The sequence below is a fragment of the Uliginosibacterium paludis genome, assembly GCF_039631355.1.
Classification (GTDB): domain Bacteria; phylum Pseudomonadota; class Gammaproteobacteria; order Burkholderiales; family Rhodocyclaceae; genus Uliginosibacterium; species Uliginosibacterium paludis.
This window is the reverse complement of record NZ_JBDIVF010000009.1, coordinates 118702-135838: the sequence shown is the minus strand read 5'-3', so window position 1 is coordinate 135838 and position 17137 is coordinate 118702. Positions and strand designations below refer to the sequence as shown.

18 protein-coding genes, 2 tRNA genes and 2 pseudogenes are annotated in these 17137 nt (G+C 59.0%); 10 read left to right on the top strand and 12 right to left on the bottom strand.

Features of this window, described 5'->3' with window-relative positions; translation table 11 throughout:
* Positions 1 to 109: 109 nt before the first annotated feature.
* Genes ABDB87_RS17385 through gpmA form a run of 4 tightly spaced genes read right to left on the bottom strand, consistent with a single transcriptional unit; the run spans position 110 to position 4119 of the window.
* Positions 110 to 562: a hypothetical protein gene (locus tag ABDB87_RS17385; protein ID WP_345929387.1), complete on the bottom strand. Its 453-nt coding sequence runs from the start codon at positions 560 to 562 to the stop codon at positions 110 to 112.
* A gap of 56 nt (positions 563 to 618) precedes the next feature.
* A complete protein-coding gene (locus ABDB87_RS17380; RefSeq protein ID WP_345929385.1) occupies positions 619 to 2043 on the bottom strand; it encodes a S41 family peptidase in 1425 nt (474 codons plus the stop codon).
* Positions 2044 to 2059: 16 nt separating this feature from the next.
* Positions 2060 to 3370: a murein hydrolase activator EnvC family protein gene (locus ABDB87_RS17375; RefSeq protein ID WP_345929383.1), complete on the bottom strand. Its 1311-nt coding sequence runs from the start codon at positions 3368 to 3370 to the stop codon at positions 2060 to 2062.
* The gene (gene gpmA, locus ABDB87_RS17370; protein ID WP_345929381.1) at positions 3370 to 4119 is read right to left on the bottom strand and encodes a 2,3-diphosphoglycerate-dependent phosphoglycerate mutase; all 750 of its coding nucleotides are present in this window, start codon (positions 4117 to 4119) and stop codon (positions 3370 to 3372) included. The genes ABDB87_RS17375 and gpmA overlap by 1 nt, the downstream gene beginning before the upstream one ends.
* A 176-nt stretch (positions 4120 to 4295) precedes the next feature.
* Here gpmA and ABDB87_RS17365 point away from each other — a divergent pair, with 176 nt between their 5' ends.
* From ABDB87_RS17365 to ABDB87_RS17330, 9 genes and pseudogenes are all read left to right on the top strand, one after another.
* Complete coding sequence (locus tag ABDB87_RS17365; RefSeq protein ID WP_345929379.1) at positions 4296 to 4718, top strand: rhodanese-like domain-containing protein; 423 nt, start codon at positions 4296 to 4298, stop codon at positions 4716 to 4718.
* Positions 4715 to 4975, top strand: coding sequence for a glutaredoxin 3 (gene grxC / locus ABDB87_RS17360; protein ID WP_345929377.1), 261 nt, complete (start codon positions 4715 to 4717; stop codon positions 4973 to 4975). Before ABDB87_RS17365 ends, grxC begins: the two co-directional genes overlap by 4 nt.
* 40 nt (positions 4976 to 5015) lie before the next feature.
* Positions 5016 to 5483: a protein-export chaperone SecB gene (secB, locus tag ABDB87_RS17355; protein ID WP_345929375.1), complete on the top strand. Its 468-nt coding sequence runs from the start codon at positions 5016 to 5018 to the stop codon at positions 5481 to 5483.
* Between the two features lie 15 nt (positions 5484 to 5498).
* Positions 5499 to 5945 (top strand): SH3 domain-containing protein, encoded by a 447-nt coding sequence (locus ABDB87_RS17350; RefSeq protein WP_345929373.1) that lies wholly within the window; start codon positions 5499 to 5501, stop codon positions 5943 to 5945.
* Between the two features lies 1 nt (position 5946).
* Positions 5947 to 6945: an NAD(P)H-dependent glycerol-3-phosphate dehydrogenase gene (locus ABDB87_RS17345; RefSeq protein WP_345929371.1), complete on the top strand. Its 999-nt coding sequence runs from the start codon at positions 5947 to 5949 to the stop codon at positions 6943 to 6945.
* A 229-nt stretch (positions 6946 to 7174) separates the two neighbouring features.
* Positions 7175 to 8041 carry an SDR family oxidoreductase gene (locus tag ABDB87_RS17340; protein WP_345929369.1) on the top strand — a complete coding sequence of 289 codons (867 nt, stop codon included), beginning with the start codon at positions 7175 to 7177 and terminating at the stop codon, positions 8039 to 8041.
* Positions 8042 to 8171: 130 nt separating this feature from the next.
* Positions 8172 to 9572, top strand: a complete 1401-nt coding sequence (uxaC, locus tag ABDB87_RS17335) for a glucuronate isomerase (RefSeq protein ID WP_345929368.1) — start codon at positions 8172 to 8174, stop codon at positions 9570 to 9572.
* A gap of 126 nt (positions 9573 to 9698) precedes the next feature.
* A pseudogene (locus ABDB87_RS20580) lies at positions 9699 to 9832 on the top strand (IS3 family transposase); the annotation flags it as partial.
* A 5-nt stretch (positions 9833 to 9837) separates the two neighbouring features.
* A pseudogene (locus ABDB87_RS17330) lies at positions 9838 to 10071 on the top strand (integrase core domain-containing protein); the annotation flags it as partial.
* A gap of 64 nt (positions 10072 to 10135) precedes the next feature.
* Here the strand turns inward: ABDB87_RS17330 and fdxA are convergent.
* The 7 genes from fdxA to mltG form a co-directional block, all read right to left on the bottom strand.
* Positions 10136 to 10459 (bottom strand): ferredoxin FdxA, encoded by a 324-nt coding sequence (gene fdxA, locus ABDB87_RS17325; protein ID WP_345929403.1) that lies wholly within the window; start codon positions 10457 to 10459, stop codon positions 10136 to 10138.
* A 177-nt stretch (positions 10460 to 10636) separates the two neighbouring features.
* On the bottom strand, positions 10637 to 12523 hold the full coding sequence (locus tag ABDB87_RS17320; protein WP_345929366.1) for a SurA N-terminal domain-containing protein: 1887 nt from the start codon (positions 12521 to 12523) through the stop codon (positions 10637 to 10639).
* 81 nt (positions 12524 to 12604) lie between these two features.
* Positions 12605 to 12681: transfer RNA gene (locus tag ABDB87_RS17315), tRNA-Asp, on the bottom strand.
* Between the two features lie 21 nt (positions 12682 to 12702).
* Positions 12703 to 12778: transfer RNA gene (locus tag ABDB87_RS17310), tRNA-Val, on the bottom strand.
* A gap of 123 nt (positions 12779 to 12901) precedes the next feature.
* Positions 12902 to 13951, bottom strand: coding sequence for a DNA polymerase III subunit delta' (holB, locus tag ABDB87_RS17305; RefSeq protein WP_345929364.1), 1050 nt, complete (start codon positions 13949 to 13951; stop codon positions 12902 to 12904).
* Positions 13948 to 14568, bottom strand: a complete 621-nt coding sequence (tmk, locus tag ABDB87_RS17300) for a dTMP kinase (protein ID WP_345929363.1) — start codon at positions 14566 to 14568, stop codon at positions 13948 to 13950. Before tmk ends, holB begins: the two co-directional genes overlap by 4 nt.
* A complete protein-coding gene (gene mltG, locus ABDB87_RS17295; RefSeq protein WP_345929361.1) occupies positions 14565 to 15569 on the bottom strand; it encodes an endolytic transglycosylase MltG in 1005 nt (334 codons plus the stop codon). Before mltG ends, tmk begins: the two co-directional genes overlap by 4 nt.
* Positions 15570 to 15590: 21 nt before the next feature.
* Here mltG and ygfZ point away from each other — a divergent pair, with 21 nt between their 5' ends.
* Positions 15591 to 16670, top strand: a complete 1080-nt coding sequence (gene ygfZ / locus ABDB87_RS17290) for a CAF17-like 4Fe-4S cluster assembly/insertion protein YgfZ (RefSeq protein ID WP_486985098.1) — start codon at positions 15591 to 15593, stop codon at positions 16668 to 16670.
* 10 nt (positions 16671 to 16680) lie between these two features.
* Here the strand turns inward: ygfZ and tadA are convergent, their stop codons facing one another.
* Positions 16681 to 17127 (bottom strand): tRNA adenosine(34) deaminase TadA, encoded by a 447-nt coding sequence (gene tadA, locus ABDB87_RS17285; RefSeq protein WP_345929401.1) that lies wholly within the window; start codon positions 17125 to 17127, stop codon positions 16681 to 16683.
* Positions 17128 to 17137: the final 10 nt, after the last annotated feature.

The following is a 17137-nucleotide window of genomic DNA, read 5'->3' as shown; positions in this document are numbered from 1 at the left end:
CGAGCGCAGATCCCCTCGTGCCGTACGCATGACCAAAACCCACTACCCCATCAAGAAAAATGCCGCTCAGTCTTAACTGAGCGGCATTGCCGCATGATGCGGGCCCTTTTTATTTGTACTCACGCAACTCCGGTGGGGTGTCGTCGTGATCGCCATGAGGATGATGCTCCCAGGCCTTCACATAGACCTGATTCGACTGCTTGATCAGGCGCTGGGGCGATCCGGCGTTTCTCCGGCGAGTCTCTTCACAGAAGTGGGTCATGGCCCGTTTGAGGCGTGACACCAGTGAGTCGTCAAGAATGAACCCCTGCTCTTCAAGCATCATTTCGATCTGCCTGAGGCAGTAATGTGCGAGATCGTAAGTCAGCAGAACGGCGTCCGCCTGACGGGTCGGCGTTGCGCGCAGAAAAGGCTGTTCGTGCAGCCATGCGAGTGCGGCAATGACTTGAGCGGGAGGTTCGGATGCGAACCGCAGGACGTGTTCGCATTGCGCCTCCGCAAGAGCATCCACTTGCAGATGCTTGCGCCCGGCAAGCTTGTAGGCAGTTTCACGACGCATCATGGCTGACCTCCTGCTTGTGCAGCAGGGCCGTCCGATCGACGGCCCGTACGAAACGCTTACTTCGGTGCAGAAGCCTCTTCTGCCGGAGCACTCTGTTCAGCCGGCTTCACGCTGACCGGCCGGCCCTTGAGCACATTCATGGCCTGCTCGAACTGGTAGTCCTCCGGTCCAGCCGGCTCGAAGCGCACCGGCACTTCAGTCTTTTCAGCCTGGGGCCGGGACTTCGCCGGGCGGGGCGCAGACGCTTGCACTTCCGGTTCCCGATCATTCGGATTGGCAAGGTGACGATTCAGATCGGCCTCGCGGTAGAACGGCTCGGAAGAACCATTAGGCGTTTCGTCCACTTCGTAATCAGGTTCGATGCCCTTGGCCTGAATCGAACGCCCGAGCGGTGTGAAATACTTGGCGATGGTGAGCTTGACACCGGTCTCGCCTTGCACGATCGGGAAGATCGACTGAACCGAACCCTTGCCGAAAGAGCGGATCCCCAGCAGCTTGGCGCGCTTGTAGTCCTGCAGCGCACCGGCCACGATTTCGGACGCCGAGGCTGAACCGCCATTGAGCAGCACGACCATCGGCACGGAGCGAACCCCCTTCGGCAGGTTCTTCAGCACATCAGGCGCCCCGCGGGAGTACTCCGGCGCATCAGCGTAGTACTTGCGCTTCGCGTCCGGAATCCTGCCCTCAGAATAGACCACCAGACTTTTCGGTGGCAGGAAGGCCGCAGACACGCCGACAGCCGCATCAATCAACCCTCCCGGATTATTGCGAAGGTCGAGCACGAGCCCCTTGAGTTCCCCGCCCTTGTAGAGCTTTTCAAGATGCTTTTCGAGATCGGCCGTCGTCTGCTCCTGAAACTGCGTCACACGCACGTAGCCATAGCCGGGCTCGATGAGCTTCGACTTCACGCTCTGAACCTGGATTTCCTCGCGGGTAAGCGTCAGCTCGATAGGCTTGGTTTCCCCCTTGCGAAGGATGGTCAGCACGATCGTGGTACCGGGTTTGCCGCGCATGCGCTTGACGGCGTCGGTCAGGCTCAGCCCGCGGACCGGGGTGTCGTCCAACTTGAAGATCACATCACCCGCCTTCACGCCGGCGCGGAACGCGGGGGTGTCCTCGATCGGACTGACAACCTTCACAAGGCCGTCTTCCATCGTGACTTCGATGCCAAGACCGCCGAATTTCCCCTTGATGGAAATCTGCATGTCGCGGAAGGCCTCTTCATCCAGGTAGGACGAATGAGGATCTAGTCCGGCAACCATGCCGGAGATGGCGTCGTTGATCAGTTTCTTGTCGGAAACCGGCTCGACATACAACTGCTTGATATGGTTGAAAACCTCCGCAAGACTGCGGACTTCCTCAACCGGCAGCTGGGCTGCACTGGCAGCCTCCTTGTTTGCATTGGCTGCGAATTGCAGGCTGAACAGCACACCCAGACACATGCCACTCAGTACCAGCCCGAACTGCTTCATTCTGCTCATCTACGCTCCGTCAGCCTTATTTCGCCGCCATCCATTTGGCAGGATCCTGCGGTTGCCCGCGGTGTCTTATTTCAAAGTATAAACCTGATTCATCCTGCCCACCGCTGCTGCCCACGGTCGCCAGCGCCTCTGCTGTACGAACGGTATCACCGGGATTGCGCAACAGGGAATCGTTGTTCCCATAGACAGTCATGTAGCCCTCACCGTGATCGAGGATCACGACGTTGCCGAAACCGCGCAACCAGTCTGCAAAAACCACCTTGCCTGCCGCCACCGCGCGAACTTCGACGCCGCTTTCCGCCTTGATGAAAACGCCGTGCCAGTTGGTCACACCGCCCGCCCGCGGCGAGCCGAAACGTCCCTTGATCGCTCCGCGGACAGGCCAGCCGAGGCGTCCCTTGAGCGCAGCGAAGGCAGTACCCGAAGTACCGGAATCCGCCAGCCGGCTGGTTTGCCCTCCTGCCGGGTCTGCGCTTGCTGTGCTGTCTGCTCTGGAGGGCGCCGACGCCGCGGCCTGCGATCGATGCTGCTCCGCCTGACGAGCACGACTTTCCGCCTCAGCGCGAGCCTGTGCATCAGCCCGAGCCCGGGCCTCCGCCTGCTGGCGTGCGATTTTTTCGAGCCCCTGAATGAGTTTCTCCATGCGCTCTTCATTGCGCTGAAGCGTGCGCATCTCTCCACGCTGCTCACTCAATTGGGCAGAGATGCGGCTCAACACGGCTCTCTGCTGTTCCTTTTCGGCAAGCAGAGACTGCTGCTCGCCCCGACGCTCCTGTTCGATCGCCGCCAGCGCATCGCGCTGTCTTGCGGTCTCTGCTGCGAGGGCTTCGAGCCTTGCCATGGTCTGGCGTGCCTGCTCGATCGCCTGCATGCGCTGACGGGCGATCTGCTCGAGGTAATGAGCGTCGCGCGCCAGCTGGTTGGGGTCGTCGCCAGACAGGAAGCGCCGTGTTCCGCCCTGGCCGCCTTCCACGTACATACGGAACACAGCCTCTCCCAGCTTGGCCTTGAGACCGGCCAGTTCGGACTCGAGCCGTGCCTTCTCTGTCTGCTGAGCGAGCAGTTGCTGCTCAAGCTCGGCACGCCGCACCGCGATATCCCTCAGTTTGCGCTGCGCAGCGGAAATAGCGCGGTCTGCATCGGCCAGTTCGTCGGCCACTTCATGATGCGACTCTTCTCCGCGCGCGATTTCATTCTGCAGGGCAGTGATCCGGGCCTTCAGATCAGCCAGCTCACCACGCCTGGCGTCGGCAGGTGCCGCATGGGCACCCGCTGACAGCATGCAGGCTGCCGCCAGGAAGGCGGCCAGAACTGCCTGCCAAGGCATCAGGCCTTGGCCTTGCCCTGATTGGCCACGGCATTCATCGCGGCTTCGATTTCAGCCGGGTCTGCCAGGTAATAGCTCTTGATCGGCTTGAGCTCTGCATCCAGCTCATACACCAAGGGCTGAGCGGTCGGGATGTTGAGCTTGAGGATCTCGGCTTCGCTCATGTTGTCGAGGTACTTGACCAGTGCGCGCAGACTGTTGCCGTGCGCTGCAATGACCACGCGCTTGTCGGACTTGACGACCGGGGCAATGGTGTCAAGCCAGTAAGGCACGAAACGCTCCACGGTGTCCTTGAGACATTCGGTGCGCGGAAACTCACCCGGCTTCATGCTGGCATAGCGCGGCGCCTTGTCTTCCATACGGGGGTCATCGAGCTCCAGCGCGGGGGGCGGAACGTCGTAGGAGCGGCGCCAGACCAGCACCTGATCTTCGCCGAACTTTGCTGCGGTTTCGGACTTGTTGAGCCCCTGCAGCGCGCCGTAATGACGTTCGTTCAGGCGCCAGCTGTGCTCCACCGGAATCCAGAGCTGGTCCATCTGCTCGAGCACGACATTGAGTGTCTTGTTCGCACGCTTGAGCATCGAGGTGTAGGCCACGTCGAACTCAAAACCCTTTTCCTTGAGCAGTTTGCCAGCGGCAACGGCTTCTTCGACACCGCGCGGCGTCAGATCCACGTCAGTCCAGCCGGTAAAGCGGTTTTCAAGGTTCCAGGTGGATTCACCGTGACGCATCAAAACAATCTTGTACATGAGAAATAGCCTGTTCAGAGGAGGAAAAAACGGTGCGCCTGCTGCCCCACCTGAAGGCGGGCTCTGGCAAAGGATGGTATTGTATCGGATCAATCAGGCCTGGCATGGGCCCTTTCGTTTTTTGGCGGCTTCGTTGATCGTCAGCATTTTCAGCCCTGTTATTTCGTCAAGACTCCATGGATTTCATTTCGCAGAACATTTTTCTCATCACGCTTGCCGTGATCAGCGGCCTCGGCCTCCTGCTTCCCCTCCTCCGCGAAGCACGCGACCACGCAACCCAAGTCACGCCGGCGCAAGCGGTCATGCTGATGAACCGCCAGAACGCGGTAGTGGTCGATGTGCGTGAAGCGGCGGAGTTCGCCGCCGAGCATATCAACGGATCCAGAAACATTCCTGCACAGGAACTGGCTGATCGCACCAAGGAACTGGAAAAGTTCAAGACTCGCCCTGTCGTGCTCAGTTGCGCCACTGGCGCCCGCTCCTCGCGCGCGATCGCAACGCTGCGAAAGGCCGGATTCGAGCAGGTCTTCAATCTTGCAGGTGGAATCAAGGCCTGGAAAGAGGCCGGGCAACCGATCGGCAGCGGAACCAAGTCATGAGCAAGGTAACAATGTACGCGACGGCGGTCTGCCCCTACTGCGTGCGTGCTGAGCAACTGCTGCGCCGCAAGGGCGTCACCGACATCGAAAAGATCCTGATTGACCGCGACCCGGCCCAACGCGATCACATGATGGCGATTACCGGACGACGGACAGTGCCGCAGATCTTCATCGGTGAAAAGCATGTAGGCGGCTGCGACGACCTTTACGCACTCGACCAGGCCGGCGGACTTGATCCTCTGCTGGCTGCGAACTGATAATTTTTCATTCTCAATCCACTATCTTCAGGTAACAGTCATGGAACAGAATCAGCAACCCGTTTTCAAGATCGAAAAGCTCTACGTCAAGGATCTGTCGCTCGAAGTACCGAACGCGCCGGCCATCTTTCTGGATCAGACTGACCCGACGATCAATATTGAGCTTTCGACGCAGGCTGCTGCAGTAGGAGAAGGCTTTTTCGAGGTCACGCTGAAGGTGACCGTCACGTCGAAGCTGGCCGCCGAAGACAAGGTCGTATTCCTGGTTGAAGCCGCCCAGGCTGGCATCTTCCAGATTCGCAACGTGCAGGACAACGAGCTCGAGCCCATCCTCATGATCGGCTGCGCCAACATCCTCTTCCCTTACGCGCGCGAGGCAGTCTCCGACGCCGTCACCCGTGCAGGCTTCCAGCCGGTACTGCTGGCTCCGGTCAACTTCGAAGGCATGTACGAAGCCCGTCAGCAGGAACTCGCTCAGCAACCGAAGATCGAAGTGCCGGTTCAGTAAGTCTGGAGTGTTTCCATGAACCGTCAGGCTCCCCTTCTGCTTTCCGGAACCCTGGCGCTGCTGACCGCAACGTCGGCCAGCGCGCTGGAGTACAAATCGCTCGTCGACAACGCAATTGTCTATGACGCATGCTCGACCAAGGCGCGCCCGGTATTCATCCTTCGCCATGGCACGCCGGTGGAGGTGATTGTCAGCGTCGACAAGTGGGTCAAGATCCGCGAGCAAGGTGGCGGCTTGGGGTGCCTGCCGAGTGAAACCCTGGGCAACACCCGGCAGGTCATTGTTACCGCATCCAGTGCGGACGTTCTTCAAAAGCCTGAACAGGGCGCTCCCGCTGCCTTTTCCGTGGCAAAGGACGTCATTCTCGAGGCGATCGACAAGCCGGACGGTGCGTGGCTGAAGGTCCGCCACAGCGGCGGACAGTCTGGTTACATCCCCCTCAAATCCGTCTGGGGAATCTGAATTGGCAAGCATTCTGGTGATCGGCGCGGGCGCATGGGGCACTGCGCTGGCAAATTCTTACGCAGGCGCACACCGGACAACGCTCTGGAGCATCGAACCCGAACACCTCGCGGAGATGCGCCGCGACGGAGAGAACAAACGCTACCTCCCCGGCATTGCCCTCAACCAGCGCATCGAGTTCGTTGCGGATTTTGACGAAGCCTGCGAGGCCGCCGAGCTTGCCGTCATCGCAACGCCGGTGTCCGGACTGCGCCCGACGCTCAAGCGGGTCGCCGCAAGTTACTCCGCGTTACCGGTACTCTGGGTCTGCAAGGGCTTTGAAGCCGGCACGGGCAAGCTTCCTCATGAAGTCGCGACCGAGTTCCTTTTGCCGGATACCGGACGCGGAGTCTTGACCGGCCCGAGCTTCGCGCAGGAAGTCGCCGCTGGCCTGCCCTGCGCCATCACTCTCGCCTCAAGCAGCATGGAATTCGCCACGCGCTGGGTTGAGCAACTCATTCACCCCCGCCTGAGGCTTTACGCCAACGACGACATCATCGGTGCCGAAATCGGCGGCGCCGTAAAGAATGTCCTCGCCATTGCAGCAGGCATTTCCGATGGGCTCGGCTACGGCTACAACGCGCGTGCAGCGTTGCTCACCCGGGGGCTCGCCGAGATAGCCCGTCTGTCTGCGTCGCTCGGCGGTCGGCGCGAGACCTTGATGGGGCTCGCCGGCATGGGGGACCTGATCCTCACGGCAACCGGCGATCTTTCACGGAACCGGCGGGTCGGCCTGGCGCTCGCCGAAGGCAAGAATCTCAAGACCATCCTCGAAGAACTCGGCCATGTAGCGGAGGGTGTCCTGACGACCGAAACCGTGGTAGCCAGAGCAGAGGCCAATGGCGTGGACATGCCGATCACGCGTGCCGTTCGTGACGTACTCTGCGGCAGCCTGGACCCGCATGACGCCATGGAACAGCTGATGACTCGCGAGGCGCGGCTCGAGATCGCCCCCCTGTAAGGCAGGACTCATGGCATCGCCTGGGTGAGCCCATCTTAACTGCATCGGCGTCAACCTCGCAGACTGTTGACGCACGAGCAGTCCAATGACGCGAAACCCGCGTAAAACACGACATCAAGACCGACCTCGACTGCCCGGCTCATAGCATCCTTGAAGATGCAGCCGCCGGGAGCGCCGAGCTCATCCGGCAACACACGCCTGCCCCGCTTTTAAGTCAGAAAGGCCATGCATGAACAGCACATCGACCCTCCCCTTTTCCATTGATCTGGCAGGCAAGGTTGCCGTCGTAACGGGGGGGGCGGGCATCCTCGGTGCTGCAATGTGCCGCGCTCTTGCCGAGTGTGGAGCGAGCGTGGCGATCATCGGCCGCGATCTGGCAAAGGCTGAAAAACTGGCCGAAGAGATCCGTACCTGCAGCGGGCAGGCCCGAGGCTATTCCTGCAACGTACTGGATCGCACCGCACTCGAGAACACCGCCAGTGCCATCGCCGCAGACTTCGGCGCCTGTGACATTCTCATCAACGGAGCCGGCGGCAATCATCCGAAAGGCATCACCGGACAGGAGTATTTTGGCGTCGACACATCTGGCGACGCCCAGAAGAACACCACCTTTTTCGATCTGGACATGGAGGGCTTTGAGTTCGTATTCGACCTCAACCTCATGGGAACACTCCTTCCGAGCCAGGTTTTCGCTCGACAGATGCTCGGGCGCAGCGGCTGCAGCATCATCAACATTTCTTCCATGTCAGCCTTCCGCCCTCTGACCAAGGTTGCTGCCTACAGCGGCGCCAAGGCCGCCGTGAGCAACTTCACGCAGTGGCTGGCCGTGCATCTTGGCCAGTCGGGCATTCGCGTCAACGCAATCGCCCCTGGATTCTTCATTACGGAACAGAATCGCGACCTGATGCTGGAAAAGGATGGCAACTACACGCCTCGCGCCCAGAAAGTCATCGCCCAGACGCCCATGCGACGCTTTGGGGATGCCAGCGAACTGATTGGAGCCTTGCTGTGGCTTGCTGAAAGCAAGGCTTCAGGCTTCGTAACCGGCTCGATCATCGCGGTTGATGGAGGTTTTTCGGCCTACTCCGGCGTTTGAACTGACCAGCGCACAGCTTTATTTGTCAGACAACATAGGGGATAATCCCGAATATCCACTAAATTGGTCTTACAACACAATCGCTTTCCGTGTCGTAAGACCCACACCCGGAACACACTGGAGATTGAGTATGGCCAAGACTTTCATGGACGAGAATTTCCTTCTCGAAACCCCCACCGCGCAGAAGCTCTACCATGAGTTCGCAGCGCCGCAGCCCATCATCGACTACCACTGTCACCTGCCGCCCGAACAGATCTCCAGCAACAAGCAATTCAAGAACATTACCGAAATCTGGCTTGGCGGCGACCACTACAAGTGGCGCTTCATGCGTTCCTCCGGCGTCACCGAGGACTTCATGACAGGCAATCAGCCGGACGAGGCCAAGTTCCGGAAGTTCTGCGAAGTACTGCCGATGGGCGTGGGCAACCCCCTCTTTCACTGGAGCCATCTCGAACTGCAGCGTTACTTCGACACGCGGACGCTCGTTTCCGGCGCGACCGCCGACGAACTCTGGACACACTGCAACAGCCTGATCGGCAAACCGGAACTGTCAGCGCGCGGTCTGATGCTGCGCTCCAATGTCCGTGTTGTCTGCACCACGGATGACCCGGTTGATGACCTGGTTCATCACAAGGCAATCGCTGCGGATGGTTTCGCGGTCAAGGTGCTGCCCACCTTCCGTCCGGACAAGGCTTTCAATATTGATCGCGCGGGCTTCCAGGATTACATCCGCAAGCTTGCCAGCGTGTCCGGCATTGCCATCAATAGCTTTGGTGATGTGCTCAAGGCCCTGAACGCGCGTCTCGACTATTTTGCCGCGCATGGCTGCAAGGTTTCGGACCACGCCATTGACCTGGCATTCTTCGTCGAGGCCTCGGAGTCGGCGCTCACGTCAATCCTGAACAAGGCTATGAACAACGAGCCTCTGAGCAAGGATGAAGTCGAGGCCTACAAAACAGGAATCATGCTGCATCTGGGACGCCAGTACGCTCAACGCGGCTGGGCCATGCAGCTTCACATCGGTGCGCAGCGCAACAACAGCGCCCGTATGTTCCGCAATCTCGGACCGGACACCGGATTTGACTCCATTGCCGACGACCTGATTTCGGCCAAGATCGCAAAATTCCTCGATACATTGGACGGCGATGACCAGCTGCCCAAGACCATCCTCTACAACCTGAATCCGATCCACAACGAAGTGCTGGCCACCATGATCGGCAACTTCCAGGATGGCAAGGTGGTGGGCAAGATGCAGTTCGGCTCCGGCTGGTGGTTCCTCGATCAGAAGGACGGCATGACTCGTCAGCTGACCGCCCTCTCCCAGCTTGGAAATCTGGGAGCGTTCATCGGCATGCTGACCGACTCACGCAGCTTCCTGTCCTACACTCGTCACGAGTACTTCCGCCGGATTCTTTGCAACATGATCGGCGGATGGGTTGAAAACGGCGAATACCCGCAGGATTGGGCTCAGCTTCAGAAAATCGTGGAAGGCGTCTGCTACAAGAACGCTGAAAACTACTTCCAGTTCTGATCCTGTCCGAAGGGCTTCGGTCCCAAGGAAAACAAAAAAAGGGAGGCTTAAAGCCTCCCTTTTTTCTTACTCTGACCCGTCCTGATCTGGGTTTTTAGCTTTTCACGTCATGGAAGGGGAAGGCAGATGGGATCAGGGGAGAAGAGGACGCAGCGCGACTACACGCTGGCTTTGAGCTGTCAGTGGTGGCGCAGGTAGAAAGAGGCGAACTGACCTACAAGCAGGGCCACGATTGCTACGGGATTCAGGGGCGTTCGACCGATACTGTTACCAGAATGCGCTGGCTGAACGGATCAAGGGCATTCTGAAGAGCGCGCTCCTGCTCCGCCGCCCGGCAGACTTGGAACAGGCGCGGCGAATGGTCGATGAGTCGGTGCGGATCTACAACGAGCACAGACCGCATTTGTCGCTGAAAACGAAGACGCCCGATGAGGTTCATCGGGCGTCTATTGCAGCAATCAACCAGAGCGCAACTTCGCGCTCACAGGTGTCAACCTGATTCAGGACAGGGCAACTTCAAAGCCTGCCTCACCGCAGGCAGACGAAGCGGCTTTCGCCTTCCGTCACTTTTCGAGGAACTGAAGCTTGTCCTTCACCTTGTTCCACTCTTCCGCATCGGCAAGGGGCTCCTTGCGCTCGACAATCGCCGGCCACACTTTGGCGAGACTGGCGTTCAGCTCGGTGAAGTGTTCCTGATCGGCGGGAAGGTCGTCTTCCGCAAAAATGGCTTCTGCAGGGCATTCGGCCACACAGAGCGTGCAATCGATACACTCATCCGGGTCGATGACAAGAAAGTTCGGACCTTCCCTGAAGCAATCCACCGGGCACACGTCCACACAGTCGGTGAATTTGCACTTGATACAGTTTTCGGTAACGACGTAGGCCATCTTGCTCACTCTCTATGTGGATTGAATGCGGACGCAATATAGCGGATAAGAAACGCAGCGTCTTTGTCGTGCAGGTAATACCCGCATAACGTAGATGCGTACCCGCTCAACTGCTTCCCAAAAACAGCAAACCCCCAAGCACGCCGGGGGTTTGAACGGGGAATCGATGATCCTGATTTATTCCTTCGGTTTGGCCGCTTTCAGCTTAACGCCCTGACGTTTGCGAATCGCCTCGATATAGGCCCGCAGATCTTCCTGCCCCGCAAGCATTGCCTGCCGGTTTGCAGCATCCTTGAGTTCTGGAGCGGTATCCGAAACCGCAGGCAACTCTGCTTTCTCGACGCGGAAGATCGAGTAGTTGTTGCCAACCAGGGCTCCGACGTAGGCGGGCAGCTTCTCGACAGGCGCCGAGAAGACAGCGACTCTGGCCTCTACCGTCAGCTCGGGACTGGAGCGCTTCAGCTCTTTCGGAGTCCCCCAGTTTGCCGGCACTGACTCGCCGCCCTGCAACTTCTTCAGCACAGACTCACCCTCTTCACGGGCCAGACGAGCGGCCTCGGCCTGCGTCGCCGCTTCCTCGGCCTGCTTGCGGACCTCCTCGAAAGGACGGATCGCGGAAGCCTTGTAGTCAATGATGCGCGCGGAAATCACGCTTCCGTTCCCCAAATCGATCGCCTCTGTATTGTGACGATTCTGGGTGGAACTGGAAGAGAACAGCGCAGTCTGAACTCTCTGGTTCTGCAGCACGGCGGGGAGACTGCTTCGCGGCGTCCAGTCGGTCTGGATCAGCTTGAGTCCGAATTTTTCCGCCACCGGCTTGAGTGCATCGGGTTGCTCATAAACCATGTTGCCAAGCTGCTCCGAAATCTCGGAAAACTTGAGGTTGGCAGCCTGTTTGCGGGCGCCTTCCATGGCCTCGGCTTTCATCTCTTCGAAGGTCTTCGGCTTCTCGCCCCTGATATCCGTCACCGTGATGATGTGATAACCGAATTCGGTTTCTACCAACCCGGAAATTTCGTGAGACTTCAGGCCAAAGGCGGCATCTTCAAACGGCTTGACCATGGCGCCACGGCCAAAGAACCCCAAATCACCGCCCTTTTCGGCCGAACCCGTATCGTCGGAATTAGCCTTTGCAATCTCGGCAAAGCGCGCAGGCGAGGCCTTCACCTGCGCCAGCAGGCCTTCCGCCTTCTTGCGTGCGGCCTCACGCGCCTCCGCCTTCGCATCTGCTGCGACCTGAACCAGAATGTGACTGGCACGCCGCTCTTCATGGGAAGTCAAGGCCTTGGAGTTTTCGTCAAACCACATGCGAGCATCTGCTTCCGAAATATTTGCGTTACGTGCGATGTCATCAAGACTCAGCAGAACATATTCAACCTTGGCCTGCTCGGGCGCACGAAACGCATCGCTGTGAGCGTCATAATATTTTTTCGCGTCGTCACTGCCCAGTTTCACACCGGCCAGTTTGCTCGAAGCATCAAAAATCAATTCGGAAACAGAGCGCTTTTCGCCATCCAGTGCCAGCATCCTCTGGCTGCTGAACTTCGAGATGACAGCACCACCTGCGATCGGAAGCATCAACTGCTGCTGCGCGACGGTATCGCGGATCTGCTGTTCGAAACCTGCTGGCGTCAGCCCCTGATTGCGGACATAGGCCTCATAAAGCGGGAAGGAAAAGTGGCCGTTTTCCTGGAAGGAAGGAATCTGCTTGATGTATTCCTGAATGCTCTCGTTGCTGACAACGAGCTTGCTGTCACGAATTGCAGCTTTCACCGCAGCTTCATTGATCATGCGGTCCAGTACAGCTGCCTTGAATTCAGGGGTATTGGTCAGGGACGGGTCGAAGGACGCCCCCATTTGAGCACGCAAGGCGTTTTCCTGCTCACGAACAGCCTGCTCCAGCTGAAAATCCGTAATTTCAACCTTGCCAACCTTGGCCGCGGCATCACCACCGACATTCCCGTTCCGGAAATAGGCATCCACGCCAAAAAAAGCGAACGGCAAAACCAGCGCAGCAAGAATTGACTGGGCGATTTTCGGATTATTACGGACGGCTTCAAACATGTTGGGCGACCATTGACGAAAATTGAGCCAGCAAACTGGCAAATACAAAAAAGGCGAACCTGTGTTCGCCTTTTTTGAAACTGGCGGAGTGGACGGGACTCGAACCCGCGACCCCCGGCGTGACAGGCCGGTATTCTAACCGACTGAACTACCACTCCGCTGCATTCGGGAGGCATGTGTGGTGGGCGCTGACGGGCTCGAACCGCCGACATCCTCCTTGTAAGGGAGGCGCTCTACCAACTGAGCTAAGCGCCCTCACTTGCAATCAACCCGACTCAATGAGCCGCGAAGTATAGCCCATGTTTCCGAGCTCTGCCAGCAAGCATGTTTATATTTTCCCGACGAACGTTGAGTACTAATACGTCACCAACACGCCCATCACATAGCCCGACGGAGATTCAAAACCAGATCCTCCAGAAAAAGCCGGGCGTTAAGCGGATGCTGGGCAACTCGCCTGAATTCCTGCACTACTCGACTGCAATCCATCCACGCTTCACATCTGTTGTGGGTGGCCTGGCGAAGCTCTGCTTCGAAATCCTGATAGAAACGAGGGCGCAAGCCATTGGCAACACAAACCCCGTCAAACAGCCAGCGCTGAATCCAGGAGACCAGCGTTACCATCGTAAAGCCCGCCTCGACGGAAGCCTTGAGCTTGAGCCGCGCTTCCCAGTCTGCCGCGAGCTTGAGCGGCTCGGTCGCGGAGACGGCCGCCAACTCCTTTGCGAGCTGTCGACGAATGAGCTGCAGATCCCCCTGCGCATAGTCTCTCGCCGCAACCGGAAGGCCGCTGGCAAACCCCAGCAGTGCGTCGTCCCGAACACCTTCCCGACGCAGCCATGCCAGCGCAACTTCGGGCTCCGGACGCGGAAAGTCAATCACCTGACACCGGCTTCGTATGGTCGGCAGAAGCCTGCCTGGCGCGTGGCTTACCAATAGATAGTGTGTCGACTCAAGCGGCTCCTCGAGAGCCTTGAGCAAGGCATTCGCCGCGGCATGGTTCATTGCTTCCGCCGGATCGACGATGACGACCCGGCGGCCACCATCATGCCCTCCTGCCCCCACCTCGAGCGCCCCCTGAAGACTTCTGACCTGGTCAATCACGATCTGCGAAGACTTGGCTTTTTCCTTCTTTCCTGCATCTGCCGTCTCTCCGTCGTCGTCACTCGCTTCATCAGCGGCGGGGATCAGCGTGAAATAGTCAGGATGATTGGAGGCGGCGATCCAGTTGCAGGCCGCACAGGCTCCGCAGGCAAAACCGTTGGCTTGTGGCGCCCGACACAGCAAGGCACGAGACAGATGCTCGGCAAACAGACGCTTGCCACTGCCGGGCGCACCGCAGAACAACAGCGCATGAGGCATCCGGTCGCGTCGCGACAGTATCTTGTTCCAGACAGGCTGCAACCACTCGGGAAGCGCTTCCAGACTCATGCGAACCTCTGCTGCAGAATGTCGAGAATCTCTTTTGTGACTTCCTCAACAGGCCGAGCTGCGTCAACAACGGCAATCCGCCCCGCGCTCCTGCGGGCCCGTTCAAGATAGGCTTCGCGGACCCTGACAAAGAAATCACGCTGCTCGCGCTCAAAACGGTCATGATCCTGACGCCCGGCAGCAAGCCGCTCAGCAGCCTTCGCCGGATCAAGATCAAACAGAAAGGTCAGATCGGGCTGAAAACCGGGATGCACCCACTGCTCGAGCTGAAAAAACTTGTCGACAGACAGACCACGCCCGCCGGACTGATAAGCAAAGCTGGCGTCGGAGAAACGGTCACACACAACCCAAGTCCCCTTCTGCAATGCCGGAGATATGACCTGCGCCAGATGCTCCCTGCGCGCCGCAAACATCAGTAGCGCCTCGGTTTCGAGATGCATGGGCTCGTGCAGCAGCAACTCGCGCAGTTTTTCGCCCAGTGGCGTTCCGCCCGGTTCGCGGGAACGGACAACATCATGCCGCATCGCACGAATCCAGGTCTCGGTCGCGGCGATCTGGGTGCTCTTTCCCGCGCCGTCGATTCCCTCAAAGGTGATGAATCGTCCCTTGTCTGTCATTTTCCTGCTCTCTGGTAACGCGCTACGGCACGATTGTGTTCGTCCAGCGTCGATGAAAAGGCACTGGTTCCATCACCCCGGGCTACGAAATACAGAAACTTTCCCTGCGCAGGATTCAGAGTGGCTTCGAGCGCGGCCTTGCCCGGCAGCGAGATGGGTGTGGGTGGAAGCCCGCGACGGGTGTAGGAATTGAACGGCGTATCTGCCTGAAGATCCCGACGTCTCAGGTTGCCGTCAAAACCACTCCCCAATCCGTAAATCACCGTCGGATCACTTTGCAGCGGCATTCCTATCCGCAACCGGTTGACGAAGACTGACGCCACATTGAGTCGATCATCAGCCCGACCGGTTTCCTTCTCCACGACAGAAGCCAGCACCAGCGCCTCATACGGAGTTTTCAGTGGCACATCAGCCGCGCGCTTGCTCCAGGCCTGCTCCAGGCGAAGCTGCATGTGCTGTGCGGCCCTCCGAAGCACTTCGAAATCGCTCGCTCCGCGCGAAAAACTATAGGTATCCGGCGCGAACATTCCTTCAGCTGGCACGCCCGGAAAACCGATTCTTGCCATGATGTCCGCTTCGTCCAAACCCGCCGAATCCTGCTTCAGGTCCGGATGGGAAGCCAATGCCAAGCGGAGCCGGGCGAAAGTCCAGCCTTCGACAATCGTCAGGTCGGCGTATGCGTTGGCTCCGCTCGACATCAAGGCAACAAGCTCGAGCATGTTGACCGGCTTGTCGATGCGATAGCTTCCCGCCTTGATGCGCGTCGCGTCGCCATTGAACCGGGCAAGCATGGTCAATCCGGCCGGCCAGATATCGAGGCCGGCATCTGCAAGCTGGGCCGAAATCCGTTTCATGGACATACCGGGTGCGATGTCGAAATCCACCACGGGCTTGCTCATCGGAATCGGACGAAGCGCGACCCACGCGGCGACCAGCGCCGCAGCCCCCAGCAACAGCAAGAACACGCCAATAAGACGAACCAGAACTCTCAGCAATTTCAATGGACAAGACCCGGTCAATGCATGGGGCGCCCTATAATAACGGAATACAAACGACTTCCCCCCCACGGAGCACAGATCATGAACAGCCCCAGGCAAGCTTTCCTAGCCGACTGGATCGCCAAGGACGGTCCGGATCAGCCCGCTTTCTCCAGCCCCGAGCAAGGCATCCGGGCGGCCTCGAACGATACGATCATCACTCCTCTCGAACATCTGGGTCTGATCAGAATCAGCGGAGAAGACGCAAAAGACTTTCTTCACAAGCTGGGCTCCAATGACGTGCTCGGGATGAGCCCGGACCGGGCGCTGCACAACAGTCTGAACAGTCCGAAGGGGCGCGTGCTGGCCAGCTTTGTGGTCTGGCAGGCCGAGAGTGAGCTCATGCTGATGCTGTCCGCGGATCTGCTTTCGCCGATTGCGCGAAAACTATCCATGTACGTTCTGCGCGCCAAAGCCAAGGTCAGTGAGGCAAGTGATCGCGTTCTGATCGGACTCGCAGGTCCCGAAGCTGCCCGGACGCTCGAACCACTGGGCTTGTATCGCTCTGAAGCAATGAGCGTCTGCGCGCAGGACGAAACCCGGGTCCTTCACCTTGATGGCAATCGTTTCGTGATCGAGGCTCCGGCAGAGCGCGCCGGGCATCTCTGGGCAGAACTCGTCGCATCAGGCGCGACGCCCGCCCACACGGCGGCATGGCGCTGGCTGGATATCCAGGCTGGACTCCCGCTCATTACCGCGGCCCTGCAGGACGAGTTCGTGGCACAGATGATCAACTTCGAACTGATCGGTGGCGTCAATTTCAAGAAGGGCTGCTATCCGGGTCAGGAAATCGTCGCCCGCACGCAATACCTCGGCAAACTCAAGAAGCGCATGTTCCGCGCGCACGCCAGCCACCCAAATGTGCAAATCGGCACGGACATTTATGCGCCGGAGTTCGGCGAACAATCCTGTGGCAAAGTCGTTGCGGCAGAGTCGGGCCCGAACGGAGGCACAGACCTTCTTGCCGTCATGCAGATTTCTGCATTCGAGGCGGGGATCGCACACCTGGGCGCCTCCGACGGCCCTCTGCTCGAACTCGGGACCTTGCCCTACACGATCGACTGAGCAGGCCGCCTCAAGCGCTGATTACGCGCTGACGGCGCGCAGCGAAAAAGGCAGACAGCAAACCGCCGCACTGATCGGCCAGCACGCCGCCTTCAATGGTGGCGTGATGATTCAGGCGGCGGTCTGCATAAAGATCGAACACGCTGCCCGCAACCCCTGTCTTGGGATCCTTTGCCCCATAAACGACACGTGAAATCCGGGCATGGAAAATTGCACCGGAACACATGACGCAGGGTTCAAGCGTCACATACAACTCGCAGCCTGGCAGGCGGTAATTACCCAGATTGACTGCCGCATCCCGCAAAGCCATGACTTCGGCATGCGCAGTCGGATCCTTGGCACCGATGGGGCCATTACGCCCTCGCCCGACAATCTGCCCGTCTTTCACGACGACCGCCCCGACCGGCACCTCGCCATGGCTTGCTGCCTCGCGCGCCAGAGCCAGCGCCTCGAGCATGAAGTCTTCG